Source organism: Lentzea flava (assembly GCF_014648475.1).
Classification (GTDB): domain Bacteria; phylum Actinomycetota; class Actinomycetes; order Mycobacteriales; family Pseudonocardiaceae; genus Lentzea; species Lentzea flava.
The window spans coordinates 66,862-93,632 of sequence record NZ_BMRE01000024.1 but is presented as its reverse complement, the minus strand read 5'-3'; the positions used below and the strand labels follow the sequence as shown (position 1 = coordinate 93,632).

The 26,771-nt window shown below is 68.4% G+C and carries 26 protein-coding genes; 10 read left to right on the top strand and 16 right to left on the bottom strand.

Annotation, left to right across the window (positions count from 1 at the left end; all coding sequences use genetic code 11):
- Nucleotide 1 precedes the first annotated feature (1 nt).
- From IEZ09_RS25580 to IEZ09_RS25565, 4 genes are all read right to left on the bottom strand, one after another.
- Entirely contained in the window at nt 2-1,432 is a 1,431-nt protein-coding gene (locus IEZ09_RS25580) for a sugar ABC transporter permease (protein ID WP_189256291.1), read from the bottom strand.
- A 20-nt stretch (nt 1,433-1,452) separates the two neighbouring features.
- Nucleotides 1,453-2,226, bottom strand: coding sequence for an ATP-binding cassette domain-containing protein (locus IEZ09_RS25575; protein ID WP_189256290.1), 774 nt, complete (start codon nt 2,224-2,226; stop codon nt 1,453-1,455).
- A 74-nt stretch (nt 2,227-2,300) separates the two neighbouring features.
- Complete coding sequence (locus tag IEZ09_RS25570; RefSeq protein ID WP_189256289.1) at nt 2,301-3,425, bottom strand: sugar ABC transporter substrate-binding protein; 1,125 nt, start codon at nt 3,423-3,425, stop codon at nt 2,301-2,303.
- Between the two features lie 130 nt (nt 3,426-3,555).
- Nucleotides 3,556-4,152, bottom strand: a complete 597-nt coding sequence (locus IEZ09_RS25565) for a TetR/AcrR family transcriptional regulator (protein ID WP_189256288.1) — start codon at nt 4,150-4,152, stop codon at nt 3,556-3,558.
- 48 nt (nt 4,153-4,200) lie between these two features.
- Between IEZ09_RS25565 and IEZ09_RS25560 the strand changes: the two genes are divergently transcribed.
- Nucleotides 4,201-5,019, top strand: coding sequence for a class I SAM-dependent methyltransferase (locus IEZ09_RS25560; protein WP_189256287.1), 819 nt, complete (start codon nt 4,201-4,203; stop codon nt 5,017-5,019).
- 125 nt (nt 5,020-5,144) lie between these two features.
- Here the strand turns inward: IEZ09_RS25560 and IEZ09_RS25555 are convergent, their stop codons facing one another.
- Nucleotides 5,145-6,830 carry a DEAD/DEAH box helicase gene (locus IEZ09_RS25555; RefSeq protein ID WP_189256323.1) on the bottom strand — a complete coding sequence of 562 codons (1,686 nt, stop codon included), beginning with the start codon at nt 6,828-6,830 and terminating at the stop codon, nt 5,145-5,147.
- Between the two features lie 167 nt (nt 6,831-6,997).
- On the opposite strand from IEZ09_RS25555, the gene IEZ09_RS25550 reads away from it, so the two are divergent.
- A complete protein-coding gene (locus IEZ09_RS25550; RefSeq protein ID WP_229812953.1) occupies nt 6,998-8,086 on the top strand; it encodes a YihY/virulence factor BrkB family protein in 1,089 nt (362 codons plus the stop codon).
- 31 nt (nt 8,087-8,117) lie between these two features.
- Here the strand turns inward: IEZ09_RS25550 and IEZ09_RS25545 are convergent, their stop codons facing one another.
- Entirely contained in the window at nt 8,118-8,369 is a 252-nt protein-coding gene (locus tag IEZ09_RS25545) for a DUF3039 domain-containing protein (protein ID WP_189256285.1), read from the bottom strand.
- 31 nt (nt 8,370-8,400) lie between these two features.
- Between IEZ09_RS25545 and IEZ09_RS25540 the strand changes: the two genes are divergently transcribed.
- Together IEZ09_RS25540 and IEZ09_RS25535 are read left to right on the top strand one after the other, a co-directional pair.
- On the top strand, nt 8,401-9,291 hold the full coding sequence (locus tag IEZ09_RS25540) for a pseudouridine-5'-phosphate glycosidase (protein ID WP_189256284.1): 891 nt from the start codon (nt 8,401-8,403) through the stop codon (nt 9,289-9,291).
- A complete protein-coding gene (locus IEZ09_RS25535; protein WP_189256283.1) occupies nt 9,288-10,166 on the top strand; it encodes a carbohydrate kinase family protein in 879 nt (292 codons plus the stop codon). Before IEZ09_RS25540 ends, IEZ09_RS25535 begins: the two co-directional genes overlap by 4 nt.
- Nucleotides 10,167-10,378: 212 nt before the next feature.
- Here the strand turns inward: IEZ09_RS25535 and IEZ09_RS25530 are convergent, their stop codons facing one another.
- Nucleotides 10,379-10,693, bottom strand: coding sequence for a DUF3099 domain-containing protein (locus tag IEZ09_RS25530; RefSeq protein WP_189256282.1), 315 nt, complete (start codon nt 10,691-10,693; stop codon nt 10,379-10,381).
- A 76-nt stretch (nt 10,694-10,769) separates the two neighbouring features.
- Between IEZ09_RS25530 and IEZ09_RS25525 the strand changes: the two genes are divergently transcribed.
- The 5 genes from IEZ09_RS25525 to IEZ09_RS25505 all read left to right on the top strand — a co-directional run bounded on the left by IEZ09_RS25525 (nt 10,770) and on the right by IEZ09_RS25505 (nt 17,301).
- On the top strand, nt 10,770-12,257 hold the full coding sequence (locus IEZ09_RS25525) for a PucR family transcriptional regulator (RefSeq protein ID WP_189256281.1): 1,488 nt from the start codon (nt 10,770-10,772) through the stop codon (nt 12,255-12,257).
- Nucleotides 12,258-12,271: 14 nt separating this feature from the next.
- On the top strand, nt 12,272-13,726 hold the full coding sequence (locus IEZ09_RS25520) for a DUF7782 domain-containing protein (RefSeq protein WP_229812952.1): 1,455 nt from the start codon (nt 12,272-12,274) through the stop codon (nt 13,724-13,726).
- Entirely contained in the window at nt 13,723-14,148 is a 426-nt protein-coding gene (gene dtd, locus IEZ09_RS25515) for a D-aminoacyl-tRNA deacylase (RefSeq protein WP_189256279.1), read from the top strand. Before IEZ09_RS25520 ends, dtd begins: the two co-directional genes overlap by 4 nt.
- Nucleotides 14,149-14,397: 249 nt before the next feature.
- The gene (locus IEZ09_RS25510) at nt 14,398-15,384 is read left to right on the top strand and encodes a sigma-70 family RNA polymerase sigma factor (protein ID WP_189256278.1); all 987 of its coding nucleotides are present in this window, start codon (nt 14,398-14,400) and stop codon (nt 15,382-15,384) included.
- 252 nt (nt 15,385-15,636) lie between these two features.
- Entirely contained in the window at nt 15,637-17,301 is a 1,665-nt protein-coding gene (locus IEZ09_RS25505; protein ID WP_370467749.1) for a fumarate hydratase, read from the top strand.
- A 115-nt stretch (nt 17,302-17,416) separates the two neighbouring features.
- Here the strand turns inward: IEZ09_RS25505 and IEZ09_RS25500 are convergent, their stop codons facing one another.
- The 9 genes from IEZ09_RS25500 to IEZ09_RS25460 form a co-directional block, all read right to left on the bottom strand.
- Entirely contained in the window at nt 17,417-18,229 is an 813-nt protein-coding gene (locus IEZ09_RS25500) for an alpha/beta fold hydrolase (protein ID WP_189256277.1), read from the bottom strand.
- 3 nt (nt 18,230-18,232) lie between these two features.
- Nucleotides 18,233-18,754: a hypothetical protein gene (locus tag IEZ09_RS25495; RefSeq protein WP_189256276.1), complete on the bottom strand. Its 522-nt coding sequence runs from the start codon at nt 18,752-18,754 to the stop codon at nt 18,233-18,235.
- A gap of 93 nt (nt 18,755-18,847) precedes the next feature.
- On the bottom strand, nt 18,848-19,138 hold the full coding sequence (locus IEZ09_RS46760) for a hypothetical protein (RefSeq protein WP_229812951.1): 291 nt from the start codon (nt 19,136-19,138) through the stop codon (nt 18,848-18,850).
- 233 nt (nt 19,139-19,371) lie between these two features.
- Nucleotides 19,372-20,499: a hypothetical protein gene (locus IEZ09_RS25485; RefSeq protein ID WP_229812950.1), complete on the bottom strand. Its 1,128-nt coding sequence runs from the start codon at nt 20,497-20,499 to the stop codon at nt 19,372-19,374.
- On the bottom strand, nt 20,496-21,755 hold the full coding sequence (locus IEZ09_RS25480) for a glucarate dehydratase family protein (protein ID WP_189256273.1): 1,260 nt from the start codon (nt 21,753-21,755) through the stop codon (nt 20,496-20,498). Before IEZ09_RS25480 ends, IEZ09_RS25485 begins: the two co-directional genes overlap by 4 nt.
- Nucleotides 21,752-22,654 carry a 5-dehydro-4-deoxyglucarate dehydratase gene (locus tag IEZ09_RS25475; RefSeq protein ID WP_189256272.1) on the bottom strand — a complete coding sequence of 301 codons (903 nt, stop codon included), beginning with the start codon at nt 22,652-22,654 and terminating at the stop codon, nt 21,752-21,754. Before IEZ09_RS25475 ends, IEZ09_RS25480 begins: the two co-directional genes overlap by 4 nt.
- A gap of 9 nt (nt 22,655-22,663) precedes the next feature.
- Nucleotides 22,664-23,542 (bottom strand): carbohydrate ABC transporter permease, encoded by an 879-nt coding sequence (locus IEZ09_RS25470; RefSeq protein WP_189256271.1) that lies wholly within the window; start codon nt 23,540-23,542, stop codon nt 22,664-22,666.
- Complete coding sequence (locus IEZ09_RS25465) at nt 23,539-24,429, bottom strand: carbohydrate ABC transporter permease (protein ID WP_229812949.1); 891 nt, start codon at nt 24,427-24,429, stop codon at nt 23,539-23,541. Before IEZ09_RS25465 ends, IEZ09_RS25470 begins: the two co-directional genes overlap by 4 nt.
- Nucleotides 24,430-24,506: 77 nt before the next feature.
- Nucleotides 24,507-25,823, bottom strand: a complete 1,317-nt coding sequence (locus tag IEZ09_RS25460; protein WP_189256270.1) for an ABC transporter substrate-binding protein — start codon at nt 25,821-25,823, stop codon at nt 24,507-24,509.
- A gap of 136 nt (nt 25,824-25,959) precedes the next feature.
- Between IEZ09_RS25460 and IEZ09_RS25455 the strand changes: the two genes are divergently transcribed.
- Nucleotides 25,960-26,748, top strand: coding sequence for an IclR family transcriptional regulator (locus IEZ09_RS25455; protein ID WP_229812948.1), 789 nt, complete (start codon nt 25,960-25,962; stop codon nt 26,746-26,748).
- Nucleotides 26,749-26,771: the final 23 nt, after the last annotated feature.

Below are 26,771 nucleotides of genomic sequence, written 5' to 3'. Positions count from 1 at the left end.
GTCATCGAGCCGCGTTGGCCGCCCGGCGGCGGGACAACGCGTCGACGCTCGCGGCGAGCAGCAGGACCAGGCCGGTCACGATGTAGACGACGGCGGCGGGCTGCTTGAGCAGGCCCATGCCGTTGGAGATGATCGCCAGCACCGCACCACCGATGACCGCGTCGCGCAGGCGGCCCTTGCCACCGAACAGCGACGTGCCACCGATGACGGCCGCACCGACCGACAGCAGCAGCGTGTTGCCGCCACCGGCGTTCGGGTCGACCGAGCCGACCTTCGACGAGTACACGATCGCGCCGATCGCGGCCGCGGAAGACGCGATCACGAACACGCTCATGCGGATGCGCTCGACGTTGATACCGGCGCGGCGAGCGGCCTCCTTGTTACCGCCGACGGCGTAGATGTGCCGGCCGTAACTGGTGCGGTCGAGCACGAACGTGCCGATCACCAGCAGGACGAGCACCAGAGGCACCACGTACGGCACGCCCTGGATCACCACGAGGTTGCTCGGCGCCCGGTTGAGCGAGAGCGCGTAGGTGATGACCGCCGCCAGCAGCGCGAGCGCACCGATCTTCGCGAGCACCAGAGACGTCGGCTGGGCGACGAGTCCCTTGCGCAGCCGGGAGAAGTGCCGCGTGAGCACGACGGCCGCGTAGCCACCGACGGCGATGACGAACAACGCCCACGAGCCCACGAAGTTCAGGTTGCCGTTGGCGACGTTGAAGATGGTGTCGTCGCGCAGGCCGAGCGTGCCGCCCTGACCGATGAACTGCAGCACCACGCCGTTCCAGACGAGGAACAGGGCCAGGGTCACGACGAACGACGGGATGCCGACCCTGGCGACCAGGAAGCCGGTGATGCAGCCGATGGCCGAGCCAACGCAGACCGCGAGCAGCATCTCCAGCCAGGCGTTGGCCGGGATGCCTACCGCGGCAATGATCAGCGCAATGGCCGACAGCGCGGCGCCCGCCCAGATCTTCATCAGCACCGCGAGCACGATCGCGAGCACCAGCAGGCCGCAGAACACGTAGAACACCGTGTCGCCCATGCCGCCGAGCAGGTTGCCGTTGTGGATCAGGTGCAGTGCCATCACCGACGCCGTCACGCCGGACGCGGTACCGGCGGACAGGTCGATCTCGCCCAGCAGCAGCACGAACACCAGGCCCATCGCGATGATCGTGATGCTGGCGCCCTGCTGGAGCAGGTTGGCGAGGTTGCCGAGGGTGAAGAACGTGTCGGACAACGAGCTGAACACGATGAGCAGCACGACCATCCCGAGCAGAGCGGGCAACGAGCCGAGCTCGCCGCCGCGGACCCTGGCCCAGTAGTCGCGCACCGCCTCACCGGTGGACATGGAGGTCGTGTCGATGCCGAAGTCGGAGATGGCCCCCTGCTGAGGGTTCTCCTGCTCGGACGTCTCGGTGGTCTTGGTCATGCTCGCCTCTTCGGAACTCATCAGATCGTCGCCGCCTCGGGGCGGGCGATGCCCAGGTCACCGGAACGACCGGCGGTGATCAGCTCGACCACCTGGCCGTGCGTGACGTCCTTGGACCCCACGACCGCGGCCATGCGTCCGAGGTAGAGGCACGCGATCTTGTCGGCGACCTCGAAGACGTCGTTCATGTTGTGGCTGATCAGGACGACGCCCAGGCCCTGCTCGGCGAGCCGGCGGACCAGGTCGAGCACCTGCCGCGTCTGGGCGACGCCGAGCGCCGCGGTGGGCTCGTCGAGCAGCACGACCTTGCTGTTCCACAGCACGGCCTTGGCGATCGCCACGGTCTGGCGCTGACCACCGGACAGCGACGAGACCTGCGTGCGCACCGACTTGACCGTGCGCACCGACAGCGAGGCCAGCGTCTTGCGCGCGGCCTGCTCCATGTCCGTCTCGTCGAGCAGGCCACCCTTGGTGCGCTCGCGGCCGAGGAACATGTTCTGGACGATGTCGAGGTTGTCGGCCAGCGCGAGGTCCTGGTAGACGACCTCGATCCCGAGCGCCGCGGCGTCGCGCGGGCCCTTGATGTGCACCGGCTGTCCCTCGAAAAGGACCTCACCCGAGTCGGTCGGGTGGATGCCCGCGATGCACTTGACCAGCGTCGACTTGCCCGCGCCGTTGTCGCCGACGAGCGCGGTGACCTCGCCGGGGTTGACGGTGAGGTCGATGTCGTGCAGGACGTGCACGGGGCCGAAGCTCTTGTTGATGCCGCGCAGCTCGAGAATCGGCTCGCTCACTGGGGTTTCCTCCGTGTTACCACGCGCCGAGGCGGGGTGCGCAGGTGCCGCACCCCGCCACGACGCAAGCGGTCCTACTTGATGCCGAGCTCGGTGCAGGCGGCCTGGGTGTCGGCCACGCAGATCTCCGAGGCCTTGACGAAGCCGGCGTCCACGACGGACTTGACCTTGTCCTTGGTGATCAGCTGAGCGGTCAGCAGGACGGACTTGACCTCGCGGTTGCCCTTGTCGTCCTTGGTCTTGCCGGTCGCGAGGGCGTCGGCGGCGGCGGTGTCGCCCTTGGCGAGCGCGGCGGCCAGCTTGGCGGCGGCCTCGGCCTCGTCCTTGATGGGCTTGAAGACGGTCATGTACTGGTCACCGCGGAGCACGGCCTGCAGGCCGTCCGGGGTGGCGTCCTGACCGGTGACCGGCACCTTGCCGTTGAGGCCGACCTTCTTCAGCACCGTGATCACGGCGCCCGCGAGGCCGTCGTTCGCGGCGACGACGCCGTCGACCTTGCCGCCGTTGCTGGTCAGGATCTGCTCGAAGACCTGGCCGCCCTTCTGGTTGTCCCAGTTGTCGATCGGCTGGGACTGGACCAGCTTGAGCTTGCCGGAGCTGTAGAGCGGGTCGAGGACCTTGCGCTGGCCCTGCGCGAACAGGGTGGCGTTGTTGTCCGTCGGCGCGCCCTCGATCTCGATGACGTTCGCGCCCTGCGGCTTGTCCTTCATCGCGTCCGCGAAGCCCTGGCCCTGCAGCTCGCCGACCTTCACGTTGTCGAACGACACGTAGTAGGACGAGGTGCCACCGGTGTTCAGGCGGTCGTAGTCGATGACCTGGATGCCCTGCGCCTGCGCCTTCTTGGCGACCGAAGCGCCGACCTCGCTGTTGGGCGTCGCGATGATCAGGACCTTGACGCCGGCGTTGATCATGCCGTCGGCCAGGGTGCTGAACTTCTGAACGTCGCCCTGCGCGTTCTGGATGTCGGGGTCGAGCCCCTCCTTCTTCAACGCCGCCTCGAGCAGCGGCTTGTCGAAGCCCTCCCAGCGGGCGGACGAGGCGGTCTCAGGAAGGATCACGCCGACCTTTGCGCCCCCGCTGTTGCCAGATTTCGTGTCCGTGCTGCCTCCGGTGTTGGAGGACGTGTTGGCGCCACACGCCGAAACTGCCAGGGCGAGGCCCGTGGCAACGGCGATGGAAGCGAGGCTCTTGCTGCGCATCCGCCATCCCTTTCACTGCGCTGTGTCACAGAGAATGTTGTGGCGCACAACGTATGCCCGACATATGCGTGACCGGAACCACACTGGATCGATTAAGTCGCAACGATGCGGTAACCGTGACGAAATTTAGTCACTCAGAGTTGTGAGAGCGTAACCACGGCGCAACAACGCCAGCCACCATTCGGCGCACAGCTTCCATCTCCGGCGGACTCTCCCGATCGGCGAAGAGCAGGTGCCCGGTGCCGATGAGCATCGGCGCCACCCCGTCCGCGTCGAGGTCACCCACACGCCCCAGTTCGCGTTCGCGCTCCAGGTAGTCCTTGAACATGATCGCGGCCTCCGTGAGCACCGGGACACCGGCGGGCCACACCTCCCGCAACCTCCTGCGCAGGTCGTCCCGGCACGTCACGAGAGCGACCATCGCGACGGCGACCGAGCCGAAGACCGCCGCGATCGCCTCGGCGAGGTTGTCGACAACAGACCCTGTCCCCGCGGCTCGCAGGAGCGCCTTCGCCCGCTCGTCCATCTTGTCGACGCGGTCGAGGACGAACTCCGCGAGGAACGCGTCGAAGTCGTCGAAGTGCCGGTGCAGCACCCCCTTGGCCACCCCGGCCTCGGTTGTCACCGCGCGACTGGTGAGCGCACTCGGCCCACCCTCGACCAGGAGACGCTCCGCAGCGTTGAACAGCTGTTCCCGCACGTCGCGCAGGTGCACACCGGTGGGCACGCAAACTTCTCCTAGCTCAAGTGGGCGCTTGCCCACTATGGTGGGCACATGCCCACTTTACCCAACGAACCAGAGCCGGAGAAGTTCGACAAGGAACTCGGCGACCGGCTCGCCAAAGCGTTCGGCGCGGGTGCCGCCCGCTACGACCGCACCCGACCTCCCTATCCCGACGAACTGGTGGAACGCGTCGTCACCGCAAGCCCCGGCCCGCGCGTCGTCGACGTCGGCTGCGGCACCGGCACCCTGTCCCGCCAGCTGATCGCCGCGGGATGCGAGGTCGTCGGCGTCGAACACGACGAGCTCATGGCCGGCGTCGCCCGCGAGACCGGCGTGCCGGTGGAGGTGTCGAAGTTCGAGACCTGGGATCCCGCCGGCCGCGAGTTCGACGCCGTCGTCGCGGGCCAGTCGTGGCACTGGGTCGACCCCGAACAGGGCCCGCGCCAGGCCGCACGGGTGCTGCGACCCGGCGGCGTGTTCGTCGCACTGTGGCACGTGTTCTCGACGCCGGACTCGATCGCCCAGGCACTCGCCGACACCTATCAACGGGTCGCGCCCGACGCGAGCATCCGCGTCGGCCACTCCCACGAGGAGTCGTTGAAGTTCTACCAATGGGGCTGCGAACGCACCGCCGAGAAGTTCGTCGCCACCGGCGAGTTCACCGAGCTCGGCCAGTGGAGCGCCGACTGGGACAAGACCTACACCACCGACGAGTACCTCGACCTGATCCTCACGATGAGCCCCATCGCCCTGCTCACCGAAGAGCAGACCGCCGAGATCCTGGACAGCGTCCGCACCGCCATCGACACCCTCGGCGGCAGCTTCACCTCGAACTACCGAACCCTCGCCGTAGCCGTCACCCGCAACTGATATATCGCATATCAACTGTCCCGCTCGCCCGCCCACCGCATGCAAAAAACGTTTGCGGACGAAGTCAAAAGACTCATTGCAAAGGTCCGCACGCGCTCTAGTAGGCGTTTTCCATCTGAGGTGTCCTACCAGGAGCGGAGCGTGGCGATACGTTCCTCGAGCTGCTCGATGCTGGCCATCGCGGTCGGCGGCCCACCGCAGTACTCCCGCAGCTGATTGTGGATCTTGCCGTGCGGCTTCTTCGTGCGGTGGTGGTGCATGGCGACGAGGGTGTTGAGCTCCTTGCGCAGTGAGGCGAGGCGTTCCTGCACGCTGGCGGGCCTCGCCTCCCGCACCGCCACCTCCGGCTTGGGCCGCTTGGCCGCGGACGCGAGCTGCTCCTCCTGCCGCTGCATGAGCAGGGTGCGCACCTGGTCGGGTTCGAGGAGCCCCGGCAGGCCCAGGTACTCCTGCTCCTCCTCCGAGCCGGCGAAGGTCGGCGTGCCGAACGAGGCGCCGTCGAAGATCACCTGGTCGAGCTCGGCCGTGGTGCCCAGGGCGGTGAAGGCGCGTTCGTCCTCGCCAGGCTCGTCCTTGGTCTGGTTCGCGGCGGCGAGCAGCTCGTCGTCCCAGCCGTCCTTCTCGCGGTGCGGCTTGCCCAGCACGTGGTCGCGCTCGGCCTCCAGCTCGGAGGCGAGCTGCAGCAGCACGGGCACCGACGGAAGGAACACCGAGGCGGTCTCGCCGGGTTTGCGGGCACGCACGAAGCGTCCGATGGCCTGAGCGAAGAAGAGCGGCGTCGACGACGACGTCGCGTACACGCCCACCGCGAGACGCGGCACGTCGACGCCTTCGGACACCATCCGGACGGCGATCATCCAGCGTTCGTTCGTCGCGGCGAACTCAGCGATCTTGCCCGACGCCTTGGGGTCGTCGGAGAGGACGAGCGTCGGGATGTGGCCGGTGACGCGCTGGAGCACCTGCGCGTAGGCCTTCGCGGTCTCCTGGTCGGTCGCGATCACCAGGCCACCGGCGTCCGGCAGGCCGTTCTCGCGCTTCTGCGTCAGTCGCTGGTCGGCGGCGCGCAGCACGGAAGCCATCCAGTCGCCCGCCGGGTCCAGGGCCGTTCGCCACGCGCGGGTGGTCTGCTCCTGCGTCAGCGGCTCCCCCAGCCGCGCCGTGAACTCCTCGCCCGCGCTGGTCCGCCACGACGCCTCGCCCGAGTACGCCAGGAACAGCACGGGCCGCACGACGCCGTCGCGCAACGCGTCAGCGTACCCGTACGTGTGATCGGCCTTGGACGTCTTGAAGCCGCCGGGGCCCTCCTCGTACGTGACGAACGGGATCGGCGAGTCGTCCGAGCGGAACGGCGTGCCGGTGAGGCACAGCCGGCGGACCGCGGGCGTGAACGCCTCGCGGATCGCCTCACCCCACGACTTCGCGTCACCGCCGTGGTGGACCTCGTCGAGCAGCACCAGCGTCTTGCGGTTCTCCGTGCGCACCCTGTGCAGCGTCGGATGGGCGGCGACCTGCGCGTACGTCACGGCCACGCCGTGGTAGTCGCGGGAGGTCATCGCGTTGGTGTTGCGGAAGTTCGAGTCGATGTGGATGCCCTGCTCGGCGGCGGCCTTAGCCCACTGGTGCTTCAGGTGCTCGGTGGGCGTGACGATCGTGACGGCCTCGATCGTCCGGTCGGCCAGCAGCTCGGCGGCGACACGCAGTCCGAAGGTCGTCTTGCCCGCGCCCGGTGTCGCGACGGCGAGGAAGTCCTGCGGCTTGGCGGCCAGGTACTTGGTCAGCGCTCGGCGCTGCCATGCCCGCAGCGGTCGCATTGCTGCTGTCGCTGTCACAGACGTGTTTCTCCTCATTTGTGCAGGTCAGACGTGGCCCAGGCATGCAAGCGCCCTCAGGCAGACCGTTGCCGAGGGCACCGTGACTCTACCTGTTCACGGCGCCGATGCCGCGAAACGTGGCGGCATGCACCATGCTTGTCCCTGCGATGGGTTCGCCTACCGACAACGACGCACGCAGGTCCGGCCGCAAGGGGCCGCTGCGTCTACTCGCGCGCACGCTGTCGAAGGCGTGGCAGGGCAACATCTTCTCAGAAGCGGCCGAGGCGGCGTTCTGGCAGACGCTGTCGTTCCCGCCACTCCTGCTCGGCGTGCTGGGTGCGATGGGCTACCTCGGCGACTGGTTCGGTCCCGAGGTGGTGGAGGCCGTCCAGGAGAAGATCATCGGATTCACCCGCACGATCTTCAGCGCGGACGTCGTCAACGGCGTGATCGCGCCCACGGTCGCGGAGATACTCAGCACCGGCAAGGGCGAGATCGTGTCCGTCGGCTTCCTGATCTCGCTGTGGGCTGGGTCGTCGGCCATGTCGTCGTTCGTCGACGCGATCACCGTGGCGCACGGCCAGTACGGCGTGCGCAACGAGCTCTGGCAGCGGATCTTCGCCCTGCTGCTCTACCTGGTGTCGCTCGTGGCCCTGGTGGTCGGCCTGCCCGTCCTGGCGCTGGGCCCGGACATCCTGCCGCAGTTCTTCCCGGCGTCCTGGCAGCCCTACATCGAGACGTGGATGGGCCGCTTCTACTACCCCGGCGTCGCCCTGCTGCTGGTGCTGTCGCTGTCGATGCTCTACAAGCTCGCCCTGCCGAGGAAGCTGCCGTACCACCGCGTGCTGCCCGGCGCGATCCTCGCCATGGCCGTGTTCATCCTGTCGTCGATCGGCCTGCGCCTGTACATCCAGTGGATCACCACCACCGGCTACACCTACGGCGCGCTCGCGACCCCGATCGCGTTCCTGCTCTTCGTGTTCTTCATCGGGCTGGCGATCACCATCGGCGCGTACTTCAACAGCGCCATCCAGGACGAGTGGCCGGCCAAGATGACCCGCCGCCAACGCCGCCGCTGGCGCCGCCTGGAGATGGAACGCGCCGCGTCGCGCATCCGCTCCGAGAGCGCCGCTCCGGCGCAGGAGACGAACAACGACAGCTACTCGGCGCCGTCGCCCGCCGACACGCAGCTGACGGCACCGCTCAAGATCCAGGACCCGCGGCCGTCACCGGAAGAGGAAAAACAGCGGAGGTAGCCGAAGCCGCCCCCGCTGCTCGTCTCACGGCTTACTCGCCGCCACCGCCGGAAGGCAGGTTGTCGTAGATCTTCTTGCACTCCGGGCACACCGGCGAACCGGGCTTCGGCGACCGCGTCACCGGGAAGACCTCGCCGCACAGCGCGACCACGTGCGTTCCCATCACGGCGCTCTCGGCGATCTTCGCCTTGCGCACGTAGTGGAACATCTTCGGGGTGTCGTCCCCGGTGTGGTCGGTGCCTTCCGGCCGTACGTCGACCTCGGGGAGAGTCTGGGTGCTCACCTGCCCAGGGTACCTGGGATGATGTCCCCTCGTGACCACGCTGCAGATCGCCGAGGAAGTAGCCGCCGCACTGGCCGAGAACCGGCCCGTCGTCGCTCTCGAGAGCACCATCCTGTCCCACGGGCTGCCCGCCCCTCGCAACCTCGCCGTCGCCGCACGCCTGGAGAAGGTCGTGCGCGAGGCAGGTGCCGTGCCCGCGACGATCGCCGTGCTCGACGGTGTGCCGCACATCGGCCTTTCCGAAGCCCAGCTCGACCGCGTCTGCACCTCGGGTGACCTGGCCAAACTGTCGTTGCGCGACCTCGGCGCCGCCTACGCCCTGCGCCGCAGCGGCGCGACGACCGTGGCCTCCACCACCGCCCTCGCGCACCAGGCGGGCATCCGCGTCTTCGCGACCGGCGGTCTCGGCGGCGTGCACCGGGGCGCGCGCGAGACGTGGGACGTGTCCGCCGACCTGGACGTGGTGGCGACGACCCCGGTCCTGATCGTCTGCTCGGGCGTGAAGTCGATCCTGGACATGGGCGCGACCCTCGAGGTCCTGGAGACCCGTTCGGTTCCGGTGATCGGCTACCAGACCTCCCGCTTCCCCGCCTTCTACCGCCGCGAGTCGGAGTTCGACGTGCCGTGGCGCGTCGAGAACCCCGCGGAAGCCGCCGCGGTCTTCGCCGAGGGCGGCCGCGGCATGCTCCTGGCGAACCCGATCCCGGCCGCCTTCGAGATGGACGCGGCCCTGCACGACCGCCTCCTCGCCGAGGGCCTGCAGAAGCTCGTCGACCAGGACGTCCGCGGCAAGGACGTCAGCCCGGTGCTGCTGGAGCACTTCCACACCGCGAGCGCCGGCGTGAGCCTCGACGCCAACGAGGAACTCGTCGTCAACAACGCCTCCGTCGCCTCGAAGGTCGCCGTGGAGCTCTTCCGATGAGGCCAGTTGTCGTGGTGGGCGATGCCGGCCTGGACGTGGTCGCCCGCCACACCGGCCCCATCGCCCACGGCGGCGACGTCCGCGCCAAGGTGACGATCGAGCCAGGCGGCGCGGGCGCCAACACCGCGGTCTGGCTCGCCGCATGCGGCGCTTCCCCGGTCCTGGTAGCCCGAGTCGGCGCGGACTCGGCCGGCCGCCAGGTGCACGCCGAACTGACCTCGGCGGGCGTCCAATGCGCCTTCGCCGTCGACCCGGACCTCGCAACGTGCTGCGTGGTCGTCCTCGTCGACGAGAACGGCCAACGCTCCATGCTCCCCGACCGCGGAGCCAACGCCCGCTTCTCCCCCGCCGACCTGGACCTCGGCCTGCTCGCCGCCACCCACGGCCACCTGCACCTCTCCGGCTACGTGCTGCTGGACGCCACCTCGCGCCCGGCGGGCCTGGCGGCGCTGGAGGCCGCCCGCGACGCCGGCTGGACGACGTCGGTGGACCCCCAGGCCGCGGTGCTGATCCACTCCGCCGAGGCCTTCATGGACGACGTCCGCGGCGTCGACATCCTCATGCCCAACGCCGACGAGTTGATGGCGCTGACCGGCTCGTCCGATCCCGCCGCCGCCAAGACCCTGCTGACCCACGTCGGCGCCGTCGTGGTGACCTCGGGCCCTGACGGCGCGTCCTGGGTGGACGCCGACGAGATCATCTCGGTCCCCGCTGAAGTCACCGAGTGCATCGACTCCACGGGCGCCGGCGACGCCTTCGACGCGGGCTTCCTGGCGGCCTGGCTCGCAGGCGCCTCCAAGCACGACGCCCTGCGCGGCGGCGTCCGCGCCGGCTCTCGCGCCGTCAGCGTCGTAGGCGCCCAGCCACCCCGCTGAACAGCGGCCCGGCGCCGACACCGATCGCTTCCGAACCTGGCTCCAACCGATCCGCGCATGCAAAAAACGTTTGCGGACGAAGTCAAAAGACTCGTTGCAAAGGCGACGAGGCGTGCCAGCCTTTGCAACGAATCTTTTGCGGACGAAGTCCAAAGAGTCATTGCTAAGGGCAGGGCGTGCGACGGCTCGACTGGTGAGCGGGCTGGCGGCGGTCAGCCGTCGATGATCGTGGGGCTCTTCGGTGCGATGGCGCGGCGCTCCACCTCGTAGCGGTTGGCCTTCTCGGCCTTGCGCGGCGGGCGGTCGTTGGCGATCAGCACGGCCATCCAGGGCAGCGGCACGGACAGCACGATGAAGAACAGCGCGAGCCACCACGTGTGGGCGAACAGGGCCGCGAGGATGAGGCACGGGAAGCGCAGGCTCATCATGATCGCGTACTTGCGGCGCCGGGCGGCGTGCTGTTCCTCGTAGGACGGGGCCGCCTCGGTGATCAACACCGGGGTGTCGTTCCGGTCAGGACTGCTCACGACACCACCTCCACGCGTCAATGGTCCCACGTCCGAGTGACGGTGGGGACACCCGGTCGGCGGTTAACATCCGCGAGTGGTCGCCCTTGATCGCCTCGTGGACGTGCTCGGCAGTCTGGGCACGCATCTGGCGTGCGCACCGCGAGGTCGTGATGTCGAGCTACGTGGGGTTGCCCTGCATGATCCGGCGGAAAACACGCCGGCCGCCTCGGGTGATGTGCTTCTCGGACTCGGTACGCCGTCGGTGGCCGCGGCGGCGCGGCTCGTGTCCTCGACACCGGCGTCCGCGGTCGTGTTGCACGGCAGACCTCCGCTCGACGAGCGTGTTGTCGCCGCCGCCAAGAAGTCCGGCGCGGCTGTGCTGCTCGTGGACCCATCTGTGCCGTGGGGCCAGCTTGCGAACGTCACGCAGACGTTGGTCAACGGCGGTACGCGCACCGGTGACCTGTTCGGTCTGGCCGATGTGATCGCGGGCGTGGTCGGCGGGCCGGTGACGATCGAGGACCAGCAGTCCCGCGTGCTCGCGTACTCCTATCGGCAAGAGGACGTCGATCCGGTGCGCGTCCAGACCATCCTCGGCCGTCGCGTGCCCGAGGAGGCCCGTCGCGCGCTCGACGAGTTCGGCGTGTTCACGCACCTCGCCTCGTCCGACGAGCCGATCTTCGTCCCCAAGCTGACGCCGCAGCTGGGCAACCGGCTCGTCGCCGCCGTGCGCGCGGGGCGTGAGCTGCTCGGGTCTGTGTGGGTGGAGGTGACAGGTCCGGTCGATGCCGCGCGATCGGCGGCGTTGGTCGACGGCGCGCGCACGGCGGCGTTGCACCTGCTCAGGTCGCGGGCGTCGACGGACCTCGAACGTCAGGCCGAGGCGGACCTGGTGATCAGGCTGCTGGAGCACCCGGAGTCCGCCGACGTTGCCCGGCTCGGGCTGCCGTCTGCGGATCTGCGCGTGATCGCGGTGCAGGCCCACGCGGGCGAGGGCGAGCACGGGGCGGCGGTGCTCGCGTTCCAGCGGGCGACCGCGGGGTTCGGCTGGTCGCGGCCTGGGCGGAGCGCGTTGTTCGGCAACGTCCTCTACACCGTCATCCCGGCCGCCGACGACGCCGTCGAGTGGGTGCGCTCGCTGGTTCGCGAACTGCCTGCCGAGGCCACGGTGCTGGCGGGGATCGGCGGTCCGGCCGAGGCGACGCAACTGCCGACGTCGCGGCAGGAAGCCGACGAATGCCTCGCGCTCTCCACCGGCGCACCGGTCGTGTACGACGACGCTTGGGCACGGGTGCTGCTGCACCGGCTCGCCGCCGTCGCCGAGGCCGGACGCCTTCCGACGCGCGGACCGATATCCAATATATTGCGTTACGACGCGGAGAACGGGACGCACTACGCGGCGACGTTGAAGGCATGGCTCGCGGCGCAAGGAGATGTGCGGGCGGCGGCGAAAGAGCTCAACGTGCACCCGAACACGTTGCGGTACCGGATGCAGAAGATGGCCGAAGTGACGCCGCTCCCCCTCGACGATCCCGATCAACGACTCGCCATGGCCATCGCGCTCTCCATCACGCGCACGTGAAAACATGTGCTCTCGTGCACCCCGATCTCTCCGTTGACCTGTGCGCCCGCCTGCGCGACGCCTTCCTGAACGCCGGCTACACCGCGGACGGCGTCGTCGACGCCCTCGGCCCGCAGGCCCACGCCGCACTCGGCCGTGGCGAGCCCGAGCCCGCCCGCCGCGCCAGCAGGGACGCCGGGACGCTCGGCACGTTGATCCGTCTGTTCCTGCTCGGCGACCAGGAGCCGGAGCAGGACGTCCGCAAGGCACTCGACGGGGTCGACATCGACGACGCCGTCAAGAACGAGATCCTCACCAAGGACCTGAAGGCCGGCCTCGACGTGAGGCCCTACGAGGACAACTGGTGGGTCATCGCCGACCTCGACTCCGACCTGCGCGGCGGAGCGGTCCCCGAGGACCACGTGCTCGGCGTCGGCCACGCCTCCATCAGCCTCGCCCGCGCCACCAGGCGCACCCCGGTCGGCACGCTCCTCGACCTCGGCACCGGCTGCGGCGTCCAGGCGCTGCACGCCAGCAAGCACGCCGGCCGCATCACCGCGACCGACCTGTCCCAGCGTGCGCTGAGGCTCGCGCAGGGCACGTTCCGCATCAACGGCCTCGACGTCGAGACGCTGCAGGGCGAGTGGTTCGGCCCGGTCCGCAACCGGCGGTTCGACCAGGTCGTGTGCAACCCGCCGTTCGTCGTCGGCCCGCCGCGCGTCGACTACGTCTACCGCGACTCCGGCCTCGGCGGGGACGACGCGTCGGCGCTGGTCATCCGGCAGCTGCCCGCGTTCCTGAACGAGGGCGGCGTCGGCCAGCTGCTCGCGTCGTGGCTGCACCGCAAGGGCGAGGACTGGGCCGAGCGCGTCTCGGGCTGGCTGCCGCGCGGCGGGCTGGACGCGTGGTTCGTGCAGCGCGACATCGCCGAGCCAGCGCTGTACGTCGGTACGTGGCTCAAGGACGCGGGCGTCGACCCGCGCAGCCCCGAGGGTCAGCGGAAGGCCGCGGCGTGGCTCGACTGGTTCGAGGAGAACCAGGTCGAGGGCGTCGGCTTCGGGTACGTGACGCTGCGGCGCACCGACGAGATGCACTCCGAGGTCGTGTGTGAAGACCTCCGCCACGCCTACGACGACCCGCTGGGGCCGGAGGCGGGGCGGTGGCTCGACAACGTCGCGTGGCTGCGCGAGAACCCCGATCTGCTGGGCCACCGGTTCCGGGTCGCGGACACCGTGCTGCTCGAAGAGGTGTCCGAGCCGAGCGAGGAGGGCTGGCGCAAGGTCGTCGCACGGCTGCACCGCACCGACGGGCCGGGCTGGCAGCACGAGGTCGACGAGGCGACTGCGAAGCTCGTCGCCGGGTGCACGGGTGCGCTGCCGTTGGAAGACCTGCTCTCACTGCTCGAGTTCGCTTACGGAGAAATCGATGCAGAAGCGGCGTTGCCGATCGTGCGCGATCTCATCCGGCACGGAATGTTGATTCCCGCGTGAAAGCTGTTGTGGCGCGCGTCACAGAGGCGAGCGTGGAAGTCGAAGGGGAGATCGTCGGCGCGATCGACGAACCCGGATTGCTGGTGCTGCTCGGCGTCCACCACGACGACACGGCCGAGCACGCCCGCAAAATGGCCCAGAAGCTGCACGGGCTGCGCATCCTCGATGACGAGCAGTCATGTGAGTCGACCGGTGCTCCGCTGCTGGTCGTCAGCCAGTTCACGCTCTACGGCGACACGCGCAAGGGCCGCCGCCCGTCCTGGACGGCGGCCGCGCGGCCCGAGCACGCGGAACCCTTGGTGAACGCCGTCGTGCAGGAACTACGCCAAAAGGGCGCCCGCGTCGAAACGGGACGATTCAGGGCGATGATGAAGGTACGGAGCGTGAACGACGGCCCGTTCACCGTGCTCGTCGAGGTCTGACTAAACGGTTCTCAGCCAATCCTCAGATTAGTCGCGCAACCGCTGTGACAGCGGTGACGTCTTCAGGTCAGGAAGTCGGGAACGAATTCGGAATCGTCTTCGTTACCCAGGTATCAGCCAGCTAGCGATGGGATCCCGAGCGGGCCCGCCGCAACCGGCAACCAGGGCGCAGCGCCGCGCCGCCTTGACCGCCACGCGCGTCTGTCCTGACCGACAGCAGCGTCGCCCGCAGCAGGGGGAGGGAGATCCATGACCGTGACGAGGATCTCCGACCGTGAAGTCGGAGAGAACACGCCCGCCGTCGACCACGACCTCGACGCCCAGGGTCCAGCAGCCGACCTGGTTCGAGTCTACCTGAACGGAATCGGCAAGACCGCCCTGCTCACCGCCGAGGAGGAGGTGGAGCTCGCCAAGCGCATCGAGGCCGGTGTGTTCGCGCAGCACGTCATGGAGACGGCCAAGCGCCTCACCCCCACCCGTCGCGAAGAGCTGGGGGAGCTCGTCCGTGACGGCCGCCGCGCCAAGGACCACCTGCTCAAGGCCAACCTGCGGCTCGTCGTGTCGCTCGCCAAGCGCTACACGGGCCGCGGCATGCCGCTGCTGGACCTGATCCAGGAAGGCAACCTGGGCCTGATCCGCGCGGTCGAGAAGTTCGACTACACCAAGGGCTTCAAGTTCTCGACGTACGCGACGTGGTGGATCCGCCAGGCCATCACCCGCGGCATGGCCGACCAGGGCCGCACCATCCGCCTCCCCGTCCACCTCGTCGAGCAGGTGAACAAGCTCGCGCGGATCAAGCGCGACCTGCACCAGACGCTCGGCCGCGAGGCGACGAACGAGGAGCTCGCGAAGGAGTCGGGCCTGTCCGTCGACAAGGTCGCCGACCTGCTCGACCACGCTCGTGACCCGGTATCGCTCGACATGCCGGTCGGCACGGAGGAGGACGCTCCCCTCGGTGACTTCATCGAGGACTCGGACGCCACCGACGCCGAGAGCGCCGTCATCTCCGGCCTGCTGCAGGACGACCTGCGCCGCGTGCTGGCGACCCTCGAACCGCGGGAGCAGGCCGTGATCCGGCTGCGCTACGGCCTCGAGGACGGTCAGCCCCGCACGCTGGACCAGATCGGCAAGCGGTTCGGGTTGTCGCGGGAGCGCGTGCGGCAGATCGAGCGCGAGGTCATGTCGAAGCTGCGGCAGGGTGAACGCGCCGCGAAGCTGCGTGCATACGCCTCGTAGTCACGGTCGGATCTCACCCGTCCGGCAGTATTGACTTGTGACTCAACTCACGGCACGGTCGGGCGTTACCAGAGCCACGCGACGCCGGACGTGAGTCGGGTTTCGCACGCGAAGGAAGGTCGGGGCAGCCGGGGGCTGCCCCGGCCTTCCGCGTTTGTGGGGCACGGAACATCACCCTGGTCGGGGATCACATCGGTACGCCCCTTTGATGGCGGTACGGTTTTCTGATCCGAACTGCACACCGTTGGAGTTGTGTACGCCGTGCCCACCACTTTCGAGTACACCGACGTCCTTCCGCTCGCGAAGGACACCGAGACCGAGTACCGCCTCGTCACGTCGGACGGGGTGAAGCTGATCGAGGCCGGTGACCGCAAGTTCCTCGAGATCGCGCCCGAGACGCTGACGTTGCTCGCGAAGGAAGCGATCCGCGACATCCAGCACCTGCTGCGCCCGTCGCACCTCGCCCAGCTGCGCAAGATCATCGACGACCCGGAGGCGTCGGGCAACGACCGCTTCGTCGCGATGGACCTGCTGCGCAACGCGGCCATCTCGTCGGGCGGTGTGCTGCCGATGTGCCAGGACACCGGCACGGCGATCATCATGGGCAAGCGCTCGGAGACCGTCCTGACCGGCGGCAACGACGAGCAGGCGCTCGCTCGCGGTGTCTTCGAGGCCTACCAGGAGCTCAACCTGCGCTACTCGCAGATGGCTCCGGTGACGTTCTGGGACGAGAAGAACACCGGCACGAACCTGCCCGCGCAGATCGAGGTGTTCCACAAGCCCGGCCAGGAGCCCGTGTACGAGTTCCTGTTCATGGCCAAGGGCGGCGGCAGCGCGAACAAGACGTTCCTCTATCAGGAGACCAAGGCGCTGCTGAACCCGAAGCGCCTCGCGTCGTTCCTCGACGAGAAGCTGCGCTCGCTCGGCACCGCGGCCTGCCCGCCGTACCACCTGGCGGTCGTCGTCGGTGGTCTGTCCGCCGAGCAGAACCTCAAGGTCGCGAAGCTCGCCTCGGCCCGCTACCTCGACACCTTGCCGACTGAGGGCTCGCCACTCGGCCACGCGTTCCGCGACACGGACCTCGAGCAGCAGGTCCTGGAGCTCACCCGCAACTTCGGCATCGGTGCCCAGTTCGGCGGCAAGTACTTCTGCCACGACGTCCGCGTCATCCGGCTCCCCCGCCACGGCGCGTCGTGCCCGGTCGGCGTCGCGGTGTCGTGCTCGGCCGACCGCCAGGCCAAGGCACGCATCACGCCCGAGGGCGTGTTCCTGGAGCAGCTGGAGCGCGACCCGGCCCAGTTCCTGCCCGAGGTGCAGGGCGAGGACCTGTCCGACGAGGTCGTCCGCATCGACCTGACCCGCCCGATGTCGGAGATCCGCGAGGTCCTCACCAAGCTCCCGGTGAAGACCCGCGTCTCGCTGACCGGCCCGCTGGTCGTGGCCCGCGACATCGCGCACGCCAAGATCAAGGAACGCCTCGACGCCGGCGAGGAGATGCCGCAGTACCTCAAGGACCACCCGGTCTACTACGCGGGCCCGGCCAAGACCCCGGAGGGTTACGCTTCCGGCTCGTTCGGCCCGACCACGGCTGGCCGCATGGACTCCTACGTGGAGCAGTTCCAGGCAGCGGGCGGCTCACTGGTGATGCTCGCCAAGGGCAACCGCTCCAAGCAGGTCACCAACGCCTGCGCGGCGCACGGCGGCTTCTACCTGGGCTCGATCGGCGGCCCGGCGGCGCGCCTGGCCCAGGACTGCATCCGCAAGGTCGAGGTCCTCGAGTACCCCGAGCTCGGCATGGAAGCGGTGTGGAAGATCGAGGTCGAGGACTTCCCCGCCTTCGTCGTCGTCGACGACAAGGGCAACGACTTCTTCGCCGAGACGTCCGCGCCGACGCTGCAGATCAGCTTCCGCCGCTAAGACACCGACACGGCCGGGCCAACTGATATATCGGTTGGCCCGGCCGTCGTGTGCAACGACCTTAGCAATGGGTCTTTTGACGACGTCGTCAAAAGACCCATTGCTAAGGGGCAGGTCAGCGGGACAGGAGCCAGTCGAGAGCGGCTGGGGCGTGGTTGAGAACTGATATGTGGCCGTCGTCTGCGGTGAGGCGGAGCTCGGCGCCTGGGATGCGGGAGGCGAGCCATCGGCTGTGGGCGGCCGGGGCGGTGCCGTCACGCTCGCCGTGCAGCAGGAGGGTCGGCGCGGTGATGGACGCCGGGTCGAAACCCCACGGCGTGACGTAGGCGAGGTCGTCGTCGATCAGCGGGCCCGGGCCGTTCGCCAGCGCGGGTTCGACGACCTTGCCGAACCAGGACCAGGCGCCGTTCAACGCCTCGAGATCGGCCGCGGTGAACTCCGGGTCGTACTCGGCACCGGAAGCCTCGTACGCCTCCTTCGCCGCACGGCCGGCAGCCGCCGCTCTCAGCGACGCCTCGCCGGAGGCGGTCATGCCGGCGAACCAGTCGAGGCCGTCCGCGTCGAACGGTGCCAAGGGCGCGGCGGCGACGACGGCGGTCACGCGGTCCGGTAGCAGGGCAGCGCACGCGAGGGCATGTGGTGCGCCGCCCGAGTGACCGAAGACCGCGAACTGCGGGATGTCCAGCGCGTCGGCGATATGCGATATATCAGCTGCCGCCGACGCCACCGGTCTTCCCGGCACTGCGCTCGACGTGCCATAGCCGGGGCGGTCGTAGGAGATCCACCGCACGCCTGGCCGGAACAACGGTTCCGGCGGCAGGCCGAGGTTGGGCGTGCCGTGGTGCCAGAACACCGGCACGCCGTCACCGACGTCGTACACGTGAAGTACACGATTCCCCAGTGCCGAATCCTCAAGGCGAAGATCCATATATCAGCCGGTCTCCTCGCGGGACTCCAGCACCAGGCGGCGGTCACCGAGGGGCGCGGCCAGGCGCACGGTCAGCGGCACCTGGCGGATCTCCTGGGTGCACACCGTGCCCGGAGGCTGCTTGGTGATCGTGACCAGCGTGATCTGCACGAGGTCGGCGGACTGGCCGGACACCTCCGCGCGCGCTTCCTTGCAGCCGCCGCCCACACCGAAGACCTCGATGTCACGACCGTCGCCGAAGACGTAGACCTCGTCCCGGTAGGTGTCTGACAACGATGTCGTGTCGACCTTCTCCTTGGGCACCGCCGTCACGTTGGGCGGCACGACCGGCTTTTCCTCCGAGATCGAGACCGGAGGCTGGACCGGGGCGGACGTCGGGTTCGTGCCGGACGAACCGGTGGAGCCGGGCGTGGACGTGCCCGTCGTGGGCACGCCGCTGGAGGAACCGGGCGCGCCCGACTGCGTTCCGGACGAGCAGCCGGCCAGCACGGCGGCGAGAACAACGGCAGCGACGACGTGTCTCATGCGCACCATCCTTGCAAATCAGCCCAAGGGGCCGAGTGAAAGAGATGCCCGGCCGGCGGGGCAGAAGCCGACCGGGCACCGTGGGGAGGAGGTCTACTTCTGTTCCTGCCGCGACGTCAGCGCGACAGTCCGCTCACCGAGGGGCTCGGCGAGCTGCACCGTCAGCGGAGGGAAGCGGATGTCCATGGTGCACGCCTGCTTGGTCAGCGGAAGCGTCTCGACGAGCTCGATCTTCACGAGTGAAGCCGACTGCTCGAGCACGGACGCGCTGGCCTTCCCGCAGCCGCCTTCCTGGGCGATGACACCGACGGTCTTGCCGTCGCCCTGGGTCCACACCGTGCGCGGGTACTCCGACGGCAAAGCGTTGGTGTCCAGCTTTGTCACCGGTTTGCCGTCCGGCGGGATCTCTCCGGGCGCGATACCCGGTGGCACTTCAGACGAGGAAGTGGCGGTCGGCAACGTCGGACCGCCACCTGCCCCAGTGCCTGCGTTGTGCGCACTGCCGCAAGCGGAAACCACCAGCAGCAGGACGCCAGTGCCAACTACGGTTCCAATGTGCCTCATGGTCAGAGGACGGAACCGTGCTCACAACGGGTTGCAGTGAGTTCGCTTCACAGTTACCGGCTTACGGCCGCGACCGCCTCGCGCAGCGCCTGCAGGCGAGCGTCCGACGCGAGGCCACCGTGGTAGAGGTGGAACTCCTCCACTCCGGCGTCGAGGTAGGCCAGCCACTCCTTCGACAGCGCCGCGCCGTCGGCGGGCTTGGGCGGCAATCCCAGCACGTACGCGGCGATCCGCGTGTCCGGCGCTGCCGCTCGCAGGGCCTCGATGCCCGGTACCGCCACTTCAGGACCAGGCCAGCACATCGTGGTCAGCACGTCGATGTCCGCACCCAAACCACCGGCGACGGTCGCGAACGGCCCGGTGCCCCAAGGATCCGCCGTCACGTGCATACCGATCCGGACCGAGGGCGCGGCAGCACGAATCTGGCCGACCAGCTTCTGTCGCAACGACCGCACGATCCCGGTGCGCACGGCCCGAACGTCGTCCGCGAGCGAACCCAGCGCGTCCTCGACGCTGGGCGCGCCGCGATCAACCCCGGCCCGGACCGCTTCACGCACGGCGTCCGGGTCGGCGTACAGGGCGGTGCAGGCGGAGCAGAAGCACAGCGACAACAGCTTCTGCTGCACCGGATTCCAGTCCGTGCCGTCGGTCTTCTCGTGGTGGCCGCCGTGGACGAACCCGAGCGGCCCGCACGCCTCCAGGATGATCCCGTCCGGCGCACCGAGCTCCAGCACCTCGGCCACCAGCACCGACGTGTACTCGACGACGTTGGGCTGGGCCGTGCACAGGGCGTACGGGTAGCGATCTCCGAACGCGTTCACGACAGTCACGTCCGGGTGCAGATCGCCCAGGCGCGAGTTGTGCGTCAGCACGGTCCACGCGTACACCGGAAGTCCGGCCGCACGAACCAGAGCGGCCGCTTCACCGAAGGAATCCGTACTGTCCATCCAGGACGGTTCGGCGGGCACGAGCCGGCCGAAGTTCGCTTCCCGGACCGGCAGGTAGAACGCCGCGTGCCGCGCGTCGACCAAGCGGTGCCGAGGATGCAACGGAGTCGCCGCCCGCACGGTGTGGTACGACGCGGCCAGAGCGATCGCGTCCACCCCGAGCCCCTGATACCGCGCAACCGCCTCAGGGTCTCCGATCAGGTCCCACGGATAGGCGTGGACAACCGACTTCACCACCGGGGACGCTTCCTCTCGTAGCTCGGGTCGAACTTCTGCATGTACCCCGTGTCGTCACGCGCGGTGATGCCACAACGCACGTAGTTCTCCGCCAGACGCGCCAGCGCGTCGCGATCCAGCGAGACACCGAGGCCCGGCGAGGTGGGCACCGGCACCGCACCATCCACAAAGGACAGAACGCCGGGCTCGACGACCTCGTCCGCGGCGTTCCACGGGTAGTGCGTGTCGCACGCGTAGCTCAGGTTCGGCGTCGCGGCGGCCAGGTGCGTCATCGCGGCCAACGAGATCCCCAGGTGCGAGTTCGAGTGCATCGACAGCCCGATGCCGAACGTCTGGCAGATCATGCCCAGCTGACGCGACCGCTGCAGACCGCCCCAGTAGTGGTGGTCGGACAGGAGCACCTGCACGGCGTCCTGCTCCACCGACGGCTTGAGGTGCTCGAACGCGACCACGCACATGTTGGTGGCCAACGGCATCGGCGCCTTCGCGGCCACCTCCGCCATTCCGGAGATCTCCGGCGTCGGGTCCTCCAGGTACTCCAGCACGCCGTCCAACTCGGCCGCGACCCTCAGCGACGTCGCGGGCGACCAGGCGGCGTTCGGGTCCAGCCGCAGCGGGTGGTGCGGGAACGCCTCGCGCAACGCGCGGATCGCCTCGATCTCCTGCTCCGGCGGGAACACACCGCCCTTGAGCTTGATCGACCCGAACCCGTACTCGGAGATCATCTTCTGGGCTTGGGCCACGATGCCGGCGGGGTCGATCGCCTCGCCCCACTCATCCGGCTCGGCGCCGGGGTGCCCGTCCCACTTGTAGAACAGGTAGGCGGAGTACGGCACCGCGGAACGAACCGCGCCGCCCAGCAGGTCGTGCACGGGGCGCCCCAGCGCCTTGCCCTGGATGTCCAGGCACGCGACCTCGAACGGCGAGTACACGCGGTCGACCGTGCTCTCCGCGGTGATGTTCCCGGTCAGCCCGTGCTTGTCCAGCCCGGTCGTGCCGCCGAGAACCGCGGCGACCCGCGCGTGCATCTCGTTGAGCGCGAAGACGTCGAGGCCGATCAGCGAGTCCACAACGGACCGCGAGCGCTCCAGGTGCCCGAGGTCGCCGTAGGTCTCCCCCAGCCCGGAGATGCCTTCGTCGGTGTGCACCTCGACGATCGTGCGCAGCGCCCACGGCTCGTGCACGCCGGCCGCGTTCAGCAGCGGCGGGTCGCGGAACGCGATCGGTGTCAGGACGATCTCGGTGATCTTCATGCCAGAAGAGCCTTACCCGCGGCGATGATCTTGTCCAGTGCGGCGAGGTGCTCGTCCGTCGGGTCGATCAGCGGCGGACGCACGCCACCGACGTCGAGCCCGTTCGCGCGTACAGCGGCCTTCACCAGGGCGACCGCGTAGCCGGGGACCTTGTCGCGCAGCTCGACCAGCGGCTTGTAGAACTCGAGCAGGAAGCGGTTCACCAGCTCGGTGTCGCCCGCCTGCACGGCGTTGTAGAAGCCGATCGAGATCTCCGGCGCGAAGCAGAACACCGCCGACGAGTACAGCTCGACGCCGATCCCCCGGTACGCGAGCTGGGTCATCTCCGCGGTCGGCAGGCCGTTGAAGAACTGGAACGGCTTGTCAACGTTGGCACGCACCGACAGCACGATCCGCTGCATCTGGTCGAGGTCGCCGATGCCGTCCTTGAAGCCCACCACGTTCGGGATCCGCGCGACCTCGACGGCGGTTTCCGGCGTGAACCGCGCGTTGTTGCGCTGGTACACGATGATCGGCAGCTCGGTGGCGCCCGCGACCTCGGCCACGAACCGCACGAGACCGGCGGCCGGGTTGGTCACCAGGTACGGCGGCAGCAACAGGATGCCGTTGGCACCGGCGCGTTCGGCCGCCTGCACGAACTGCTTGGCCGACGCGACCGAGCCGCCCGCACCGGCGAACACCGGCACCTTGCCCGCGGTCGCCTCGACCGCGACCGCCACCGCACGCTCGAACTCGCCCAGCTCCAAGGCGTGGAACTCGCCGGTGCCGCAGGCGACGAACACCGCGCCTGGCCCGGCGGAGACACCGTGCTTGACGTGCTCAGCCAGCACGTCGAACGCGATGTTCCCCTCGGTGTCGAACGGGGTCACCGGAAAGAACAACACACCATCGAGTTGCATACCAGACACTCATCCCTTGATCGCTCCGGTGGTGATCCCACGCAGGAAGGACTTCTGCAGCGACAGGTACACGATCAGGCTCGGCACCAGCGCCAGCAACGCACCGGCCAGCACGATGCCCGTCCCGACCTGGTCGTCGGATCTGAGGGCGAGAAGTGCGACCGTGAGCGTGTAATCGGAGGGGTCAGCGGCGACGATCAGGGGGAGCAGGTACTGCTCCCAGATCATGTTGAAGCCGAACACGGCGATGACGCCGAGCGCGGGCTTGCACAGGGGGAGGATGATCTGCGCGAACAGACGCAGCTCCCCGGCACCGTCCACTTTGGCCGCCTCCTCGAGTTCGGCGGGGATCTCCCTCATGAACTCCGTCATGACGAAGATGGAGAAACCCCACGCCCCCAGGGGAAGGATGACGCCGAGCAGGGTGCCCTTGAGACTCACGTGCACCAGGGGTAGGTCTCCGATCACCAGCGACAGCGGGATCGCGATGACCTCCTCCGGCAACATCATCGTGGCAAGGATGACCAACAACGCGATGGCCTGACCGCGGAACTTCTTGCGTGCCAACGCGTAGGCGGCGAACACGCTCACCGCCAGCTGCAACAGCAGGGCACCACCGGCGATGACCAGCGAGTTCACCAGGTAGTCCCAGATCTTGTTCTCCGTCGCCACCTGGAAGTTCCGCAACGACGGGTTGTCGGGAATCACCGACAGCTGGGTCGGGTCCGGGTTGTTGTCGAACGCGCCGGAGAAGATGACCAGCAGCGGACCGCAGAAAAGGATTACAGCGAGGGCGCTCAAAACGACCCGGATGCCCTTGCTGACCCACGCGTCCGGGCGGGTGGACCAGCCGATGGCGCTGTCGAAGCGGCTGGAGTTGACGCTCATCGCGCCTCCTTCCTTCGGCGGTACCACTGCACGCTGACCGTCAGAATCAAGGTAACCAGGAACAACAGCACGGAACCAGCCGATGCGAGCCCGGCTTCCGACTGCTCGAACGCCGTCGTGTAGACGCGCGTCATCCAGACGTCGGTCGATCCCGCGGGACCACCGCCGGTCAGGACGTAGACCTCGGTGAAGACGCGCAGGCCGCGGATCGCCGCCAGCGTCAGCAGGATCGTGACGACGGGGCGCAACGCGGGCAGCGTGACGTTCCAGATCCGTTGCAGCGTCGAGGCTCCGTCGATGGCGGCGGCCTCGTACTGTTGCCGGTCGATGCCGGCGAGCCCGGCGAGGATCAGCACCATGTCGTACGGCGCGTGCTTCCAGATGCCGACGAACATGACCGACACGAGTGAGGTGTCCGTGTCGTGGATGTACTCCCAGGGACCGAGGCCGACCCAGGAGATGACCTCGTTGAGGAAGCCTTCGGGTGCCGGGTAGAAGAACAGCCGCCAGATCTCACCGATGACGGCGGTCGCGGCGACCACGGGCAGGAACACCGCGGACCGCACGAACCACAGCGACTTGGTGTGGCCTTCCAGCAGCAGTGCCAGGAAGAAGCCGATGAGCATCGCTCCGAGCGTCTGCCCACCGGCCAGGACCAGGGTGTGCCACGAAGCCGTCAGGAACTTCTCGTCCTGCAGGATCGTGGCGTAGTTCTTGAAGCCGACGAAGATGTCGCCGAGGAAGGGCCGGACCTCGAACAGCGAGAGCCGGATTCCCTCTGCCATCGGGATGAACTTGAAGACCAGGAAGATCAGCGCGGCGGGGAGCAGGAACAGCCACGGGATGAAGGTGGCTCCCGTGAGGCGGCGCCGGCGGCGCCGCCTCACGGGGTGGGTTTCGACGGCACCGCCGCCACTAGCCGTCGAGCCCACGTCTGGGGTGTCGCTGACGGTTCGAACTGCCGTCACTGCGACGCCTTCTGGTTCTCGAGTTCCTTCTTCAGCGCCTCCGCCAGGGTCTTGAGCTCAGCCGACGAGTCGGCTGGGCACTTGGCGAAGATCGAGTTCAGGGTCTCCGAGGTCTTCTGCCGGAAGGGCGTGAAGTTCGGAACGCTGGGGAACGGCCGCGCCTCGCTCTTGTACACGCCCGCCACGGTCGCCCACCGCGGGTCGTTGTACGTCGCGTTGACGTCGACGTTCTTGTTGACGGGAAGCCGGACCACCGGCTGCGGGTCGCCCTTCATGCCGGCCTTCTGCGCGTCAGGCGTGATCAGGTATTCGGCGAGCTTCTTCTGGTCGGCGGTCTTCGCGGAGCCGGCCATCAGGTAGATGTCCTCGCCCTCACCGAGCACGGTGGCACCGGCCGGGCCACGCGGCGACGCGATGACCTCGTACTTGTCCTTGCCTACCGACTTGTCGAAGCGGCCGATCATGTACGGGCCGGTCAGGTAGATGCCGCTCTTGCCGGACTCGAACAGCGGGTGCGCGTCGTTGGTGCTCAGCGTCAGCGATCCCGGCTGCATGACCTTGTCTTCACAGAAGAGCTTGCGCAGACGTTCGATCGCCTTGGTCGACTCGGGCGAGTCGATGCCGACGGAGAACTTGCCGTTGCCCTCTTCTTCGAGGATGTCGCCGCCGCCCTGCCAGATGTAGCTGGCCGCCCACCAGGCGAGGTAGCCGCGGTCGACCGTGCCCGGCACGAGCATGCCGTAGGTGTCGTTCTGCCCGTTGCCGTCGGGGTCGTTCCTGGTGAACGCCCGCGCCAGGTCGTCGAGCTCCTCCCACGTCGTGGGGATCGGCTTGCCGAGCTTCTCCCGCCAGTCCTTGCGGACCAGCGTGACCATCGCCTGCGTGGAGTACGGGATGGCGTAGTACTTGCCGTCCGCGCCCTTGCCGTTGTTCCAGGCCCTGTCGACGATGTCGCCGCCGCCCGCGATGTCCTCGCGCTTGATCTCCGTCGTCCAGCCCTGCTTGACGAAGTTGCCGAGCGAGCCGGTGTCGGTGATGACGACGTCGGGGAGGTCCTTCGACGCGGCGCGCTGCTGCACCTGCTTGTCGAAGTCGTTGAAGATCGGCTTGTAGTCGACCTGCACACCGGTCTTCTCGGTGAAGGACTTGAAGATCTTCTCGTAGACCTTCGCGGTCGCCTCCGTCGAGCGGGTCCACACCTCGAGGGGCTTGTTCGGGTCCTTGTTCGATGCGGCCGGCGTCGAACTTCCACAGCCCGCGAGCAGGGCGGCCACACCGAGTGTGGCGAGTGTTGTGGCGGTTCCACGGCGCATCGTTGCAGCCCTTCGTTTTCACGTATGTGAACTGGGGTCGTACTTGTGAACCTGGTGCAGGACTGTAAGAATCAGCACAGCAACGTGTCAAGGGCAAGTTGCTTGCCGGTTTCCAGAAACGGGCCGAGGAGGCCAAGTGGCGTCGCCGATCGACAAGGGCACGGCTCGTCCGGGCGCGGTCAAGTCCGCGGACCGCACGGTGGAGCTGCTGGAAGTGCTCTCCGCTTCAGACCGCAGGCTGACGCTGACGGAGCTGCACCGGGAGCTCAGCTACCCCAAGTCCAGCCTGTACATGCTGCTGCAGACGCTGGTCGCGCGCGGCTGGGTGGAGGTCGACTCGGACCGCGGCACGTACGGCATCGGCGTGCGCGCACTGCTCGTCGGTACGTCCTATTTGGACCACGACCCGGTGGTGCGCGCGGCGATCCGCGTGATGGAGCAGGTGCGGCAGGAGATCAACGAGACGGTGCACCTCGCCCGTTTGGACGGCGCGGACGTCGTCTACCTGGCGAGCCGCGAGTCCGAGCACCACCTGCGCGTCGTGTCGCGCGTCGGCCGCCGGTTGCCCGCGCACTCCACGTCGCTGGGCAAGGCCTTGCTCTCGACCCGCACGCCGGAGGAGGTCGACATGATCCTCCCCGAGGTCCTGACCCCGCTGACCCCCAACACCGTGACCGACCGGGCCGCGTTGCACGAGCAGCTCGCCGGGTTCCGCAACGTCGGCTACGCCCACGAACGCGAGGAGAACACGCCGGGTCTGGGCTGTTTCGCGGTGGCGTTGCCCTACCGGAACCCCGTTCTGGACGCTATGAGTTGCTCGGTTCCCCTGGGCAGACTGGACCCCGAGCACGAGCGGCAGGTCGTGGCCGCTCTGCTGGACGCCGCCCGGACGATCACGGAGCTTCTCCGCCAGTTCGGGCGCTGACCCGAGTTTTGCCGAGTACCTGC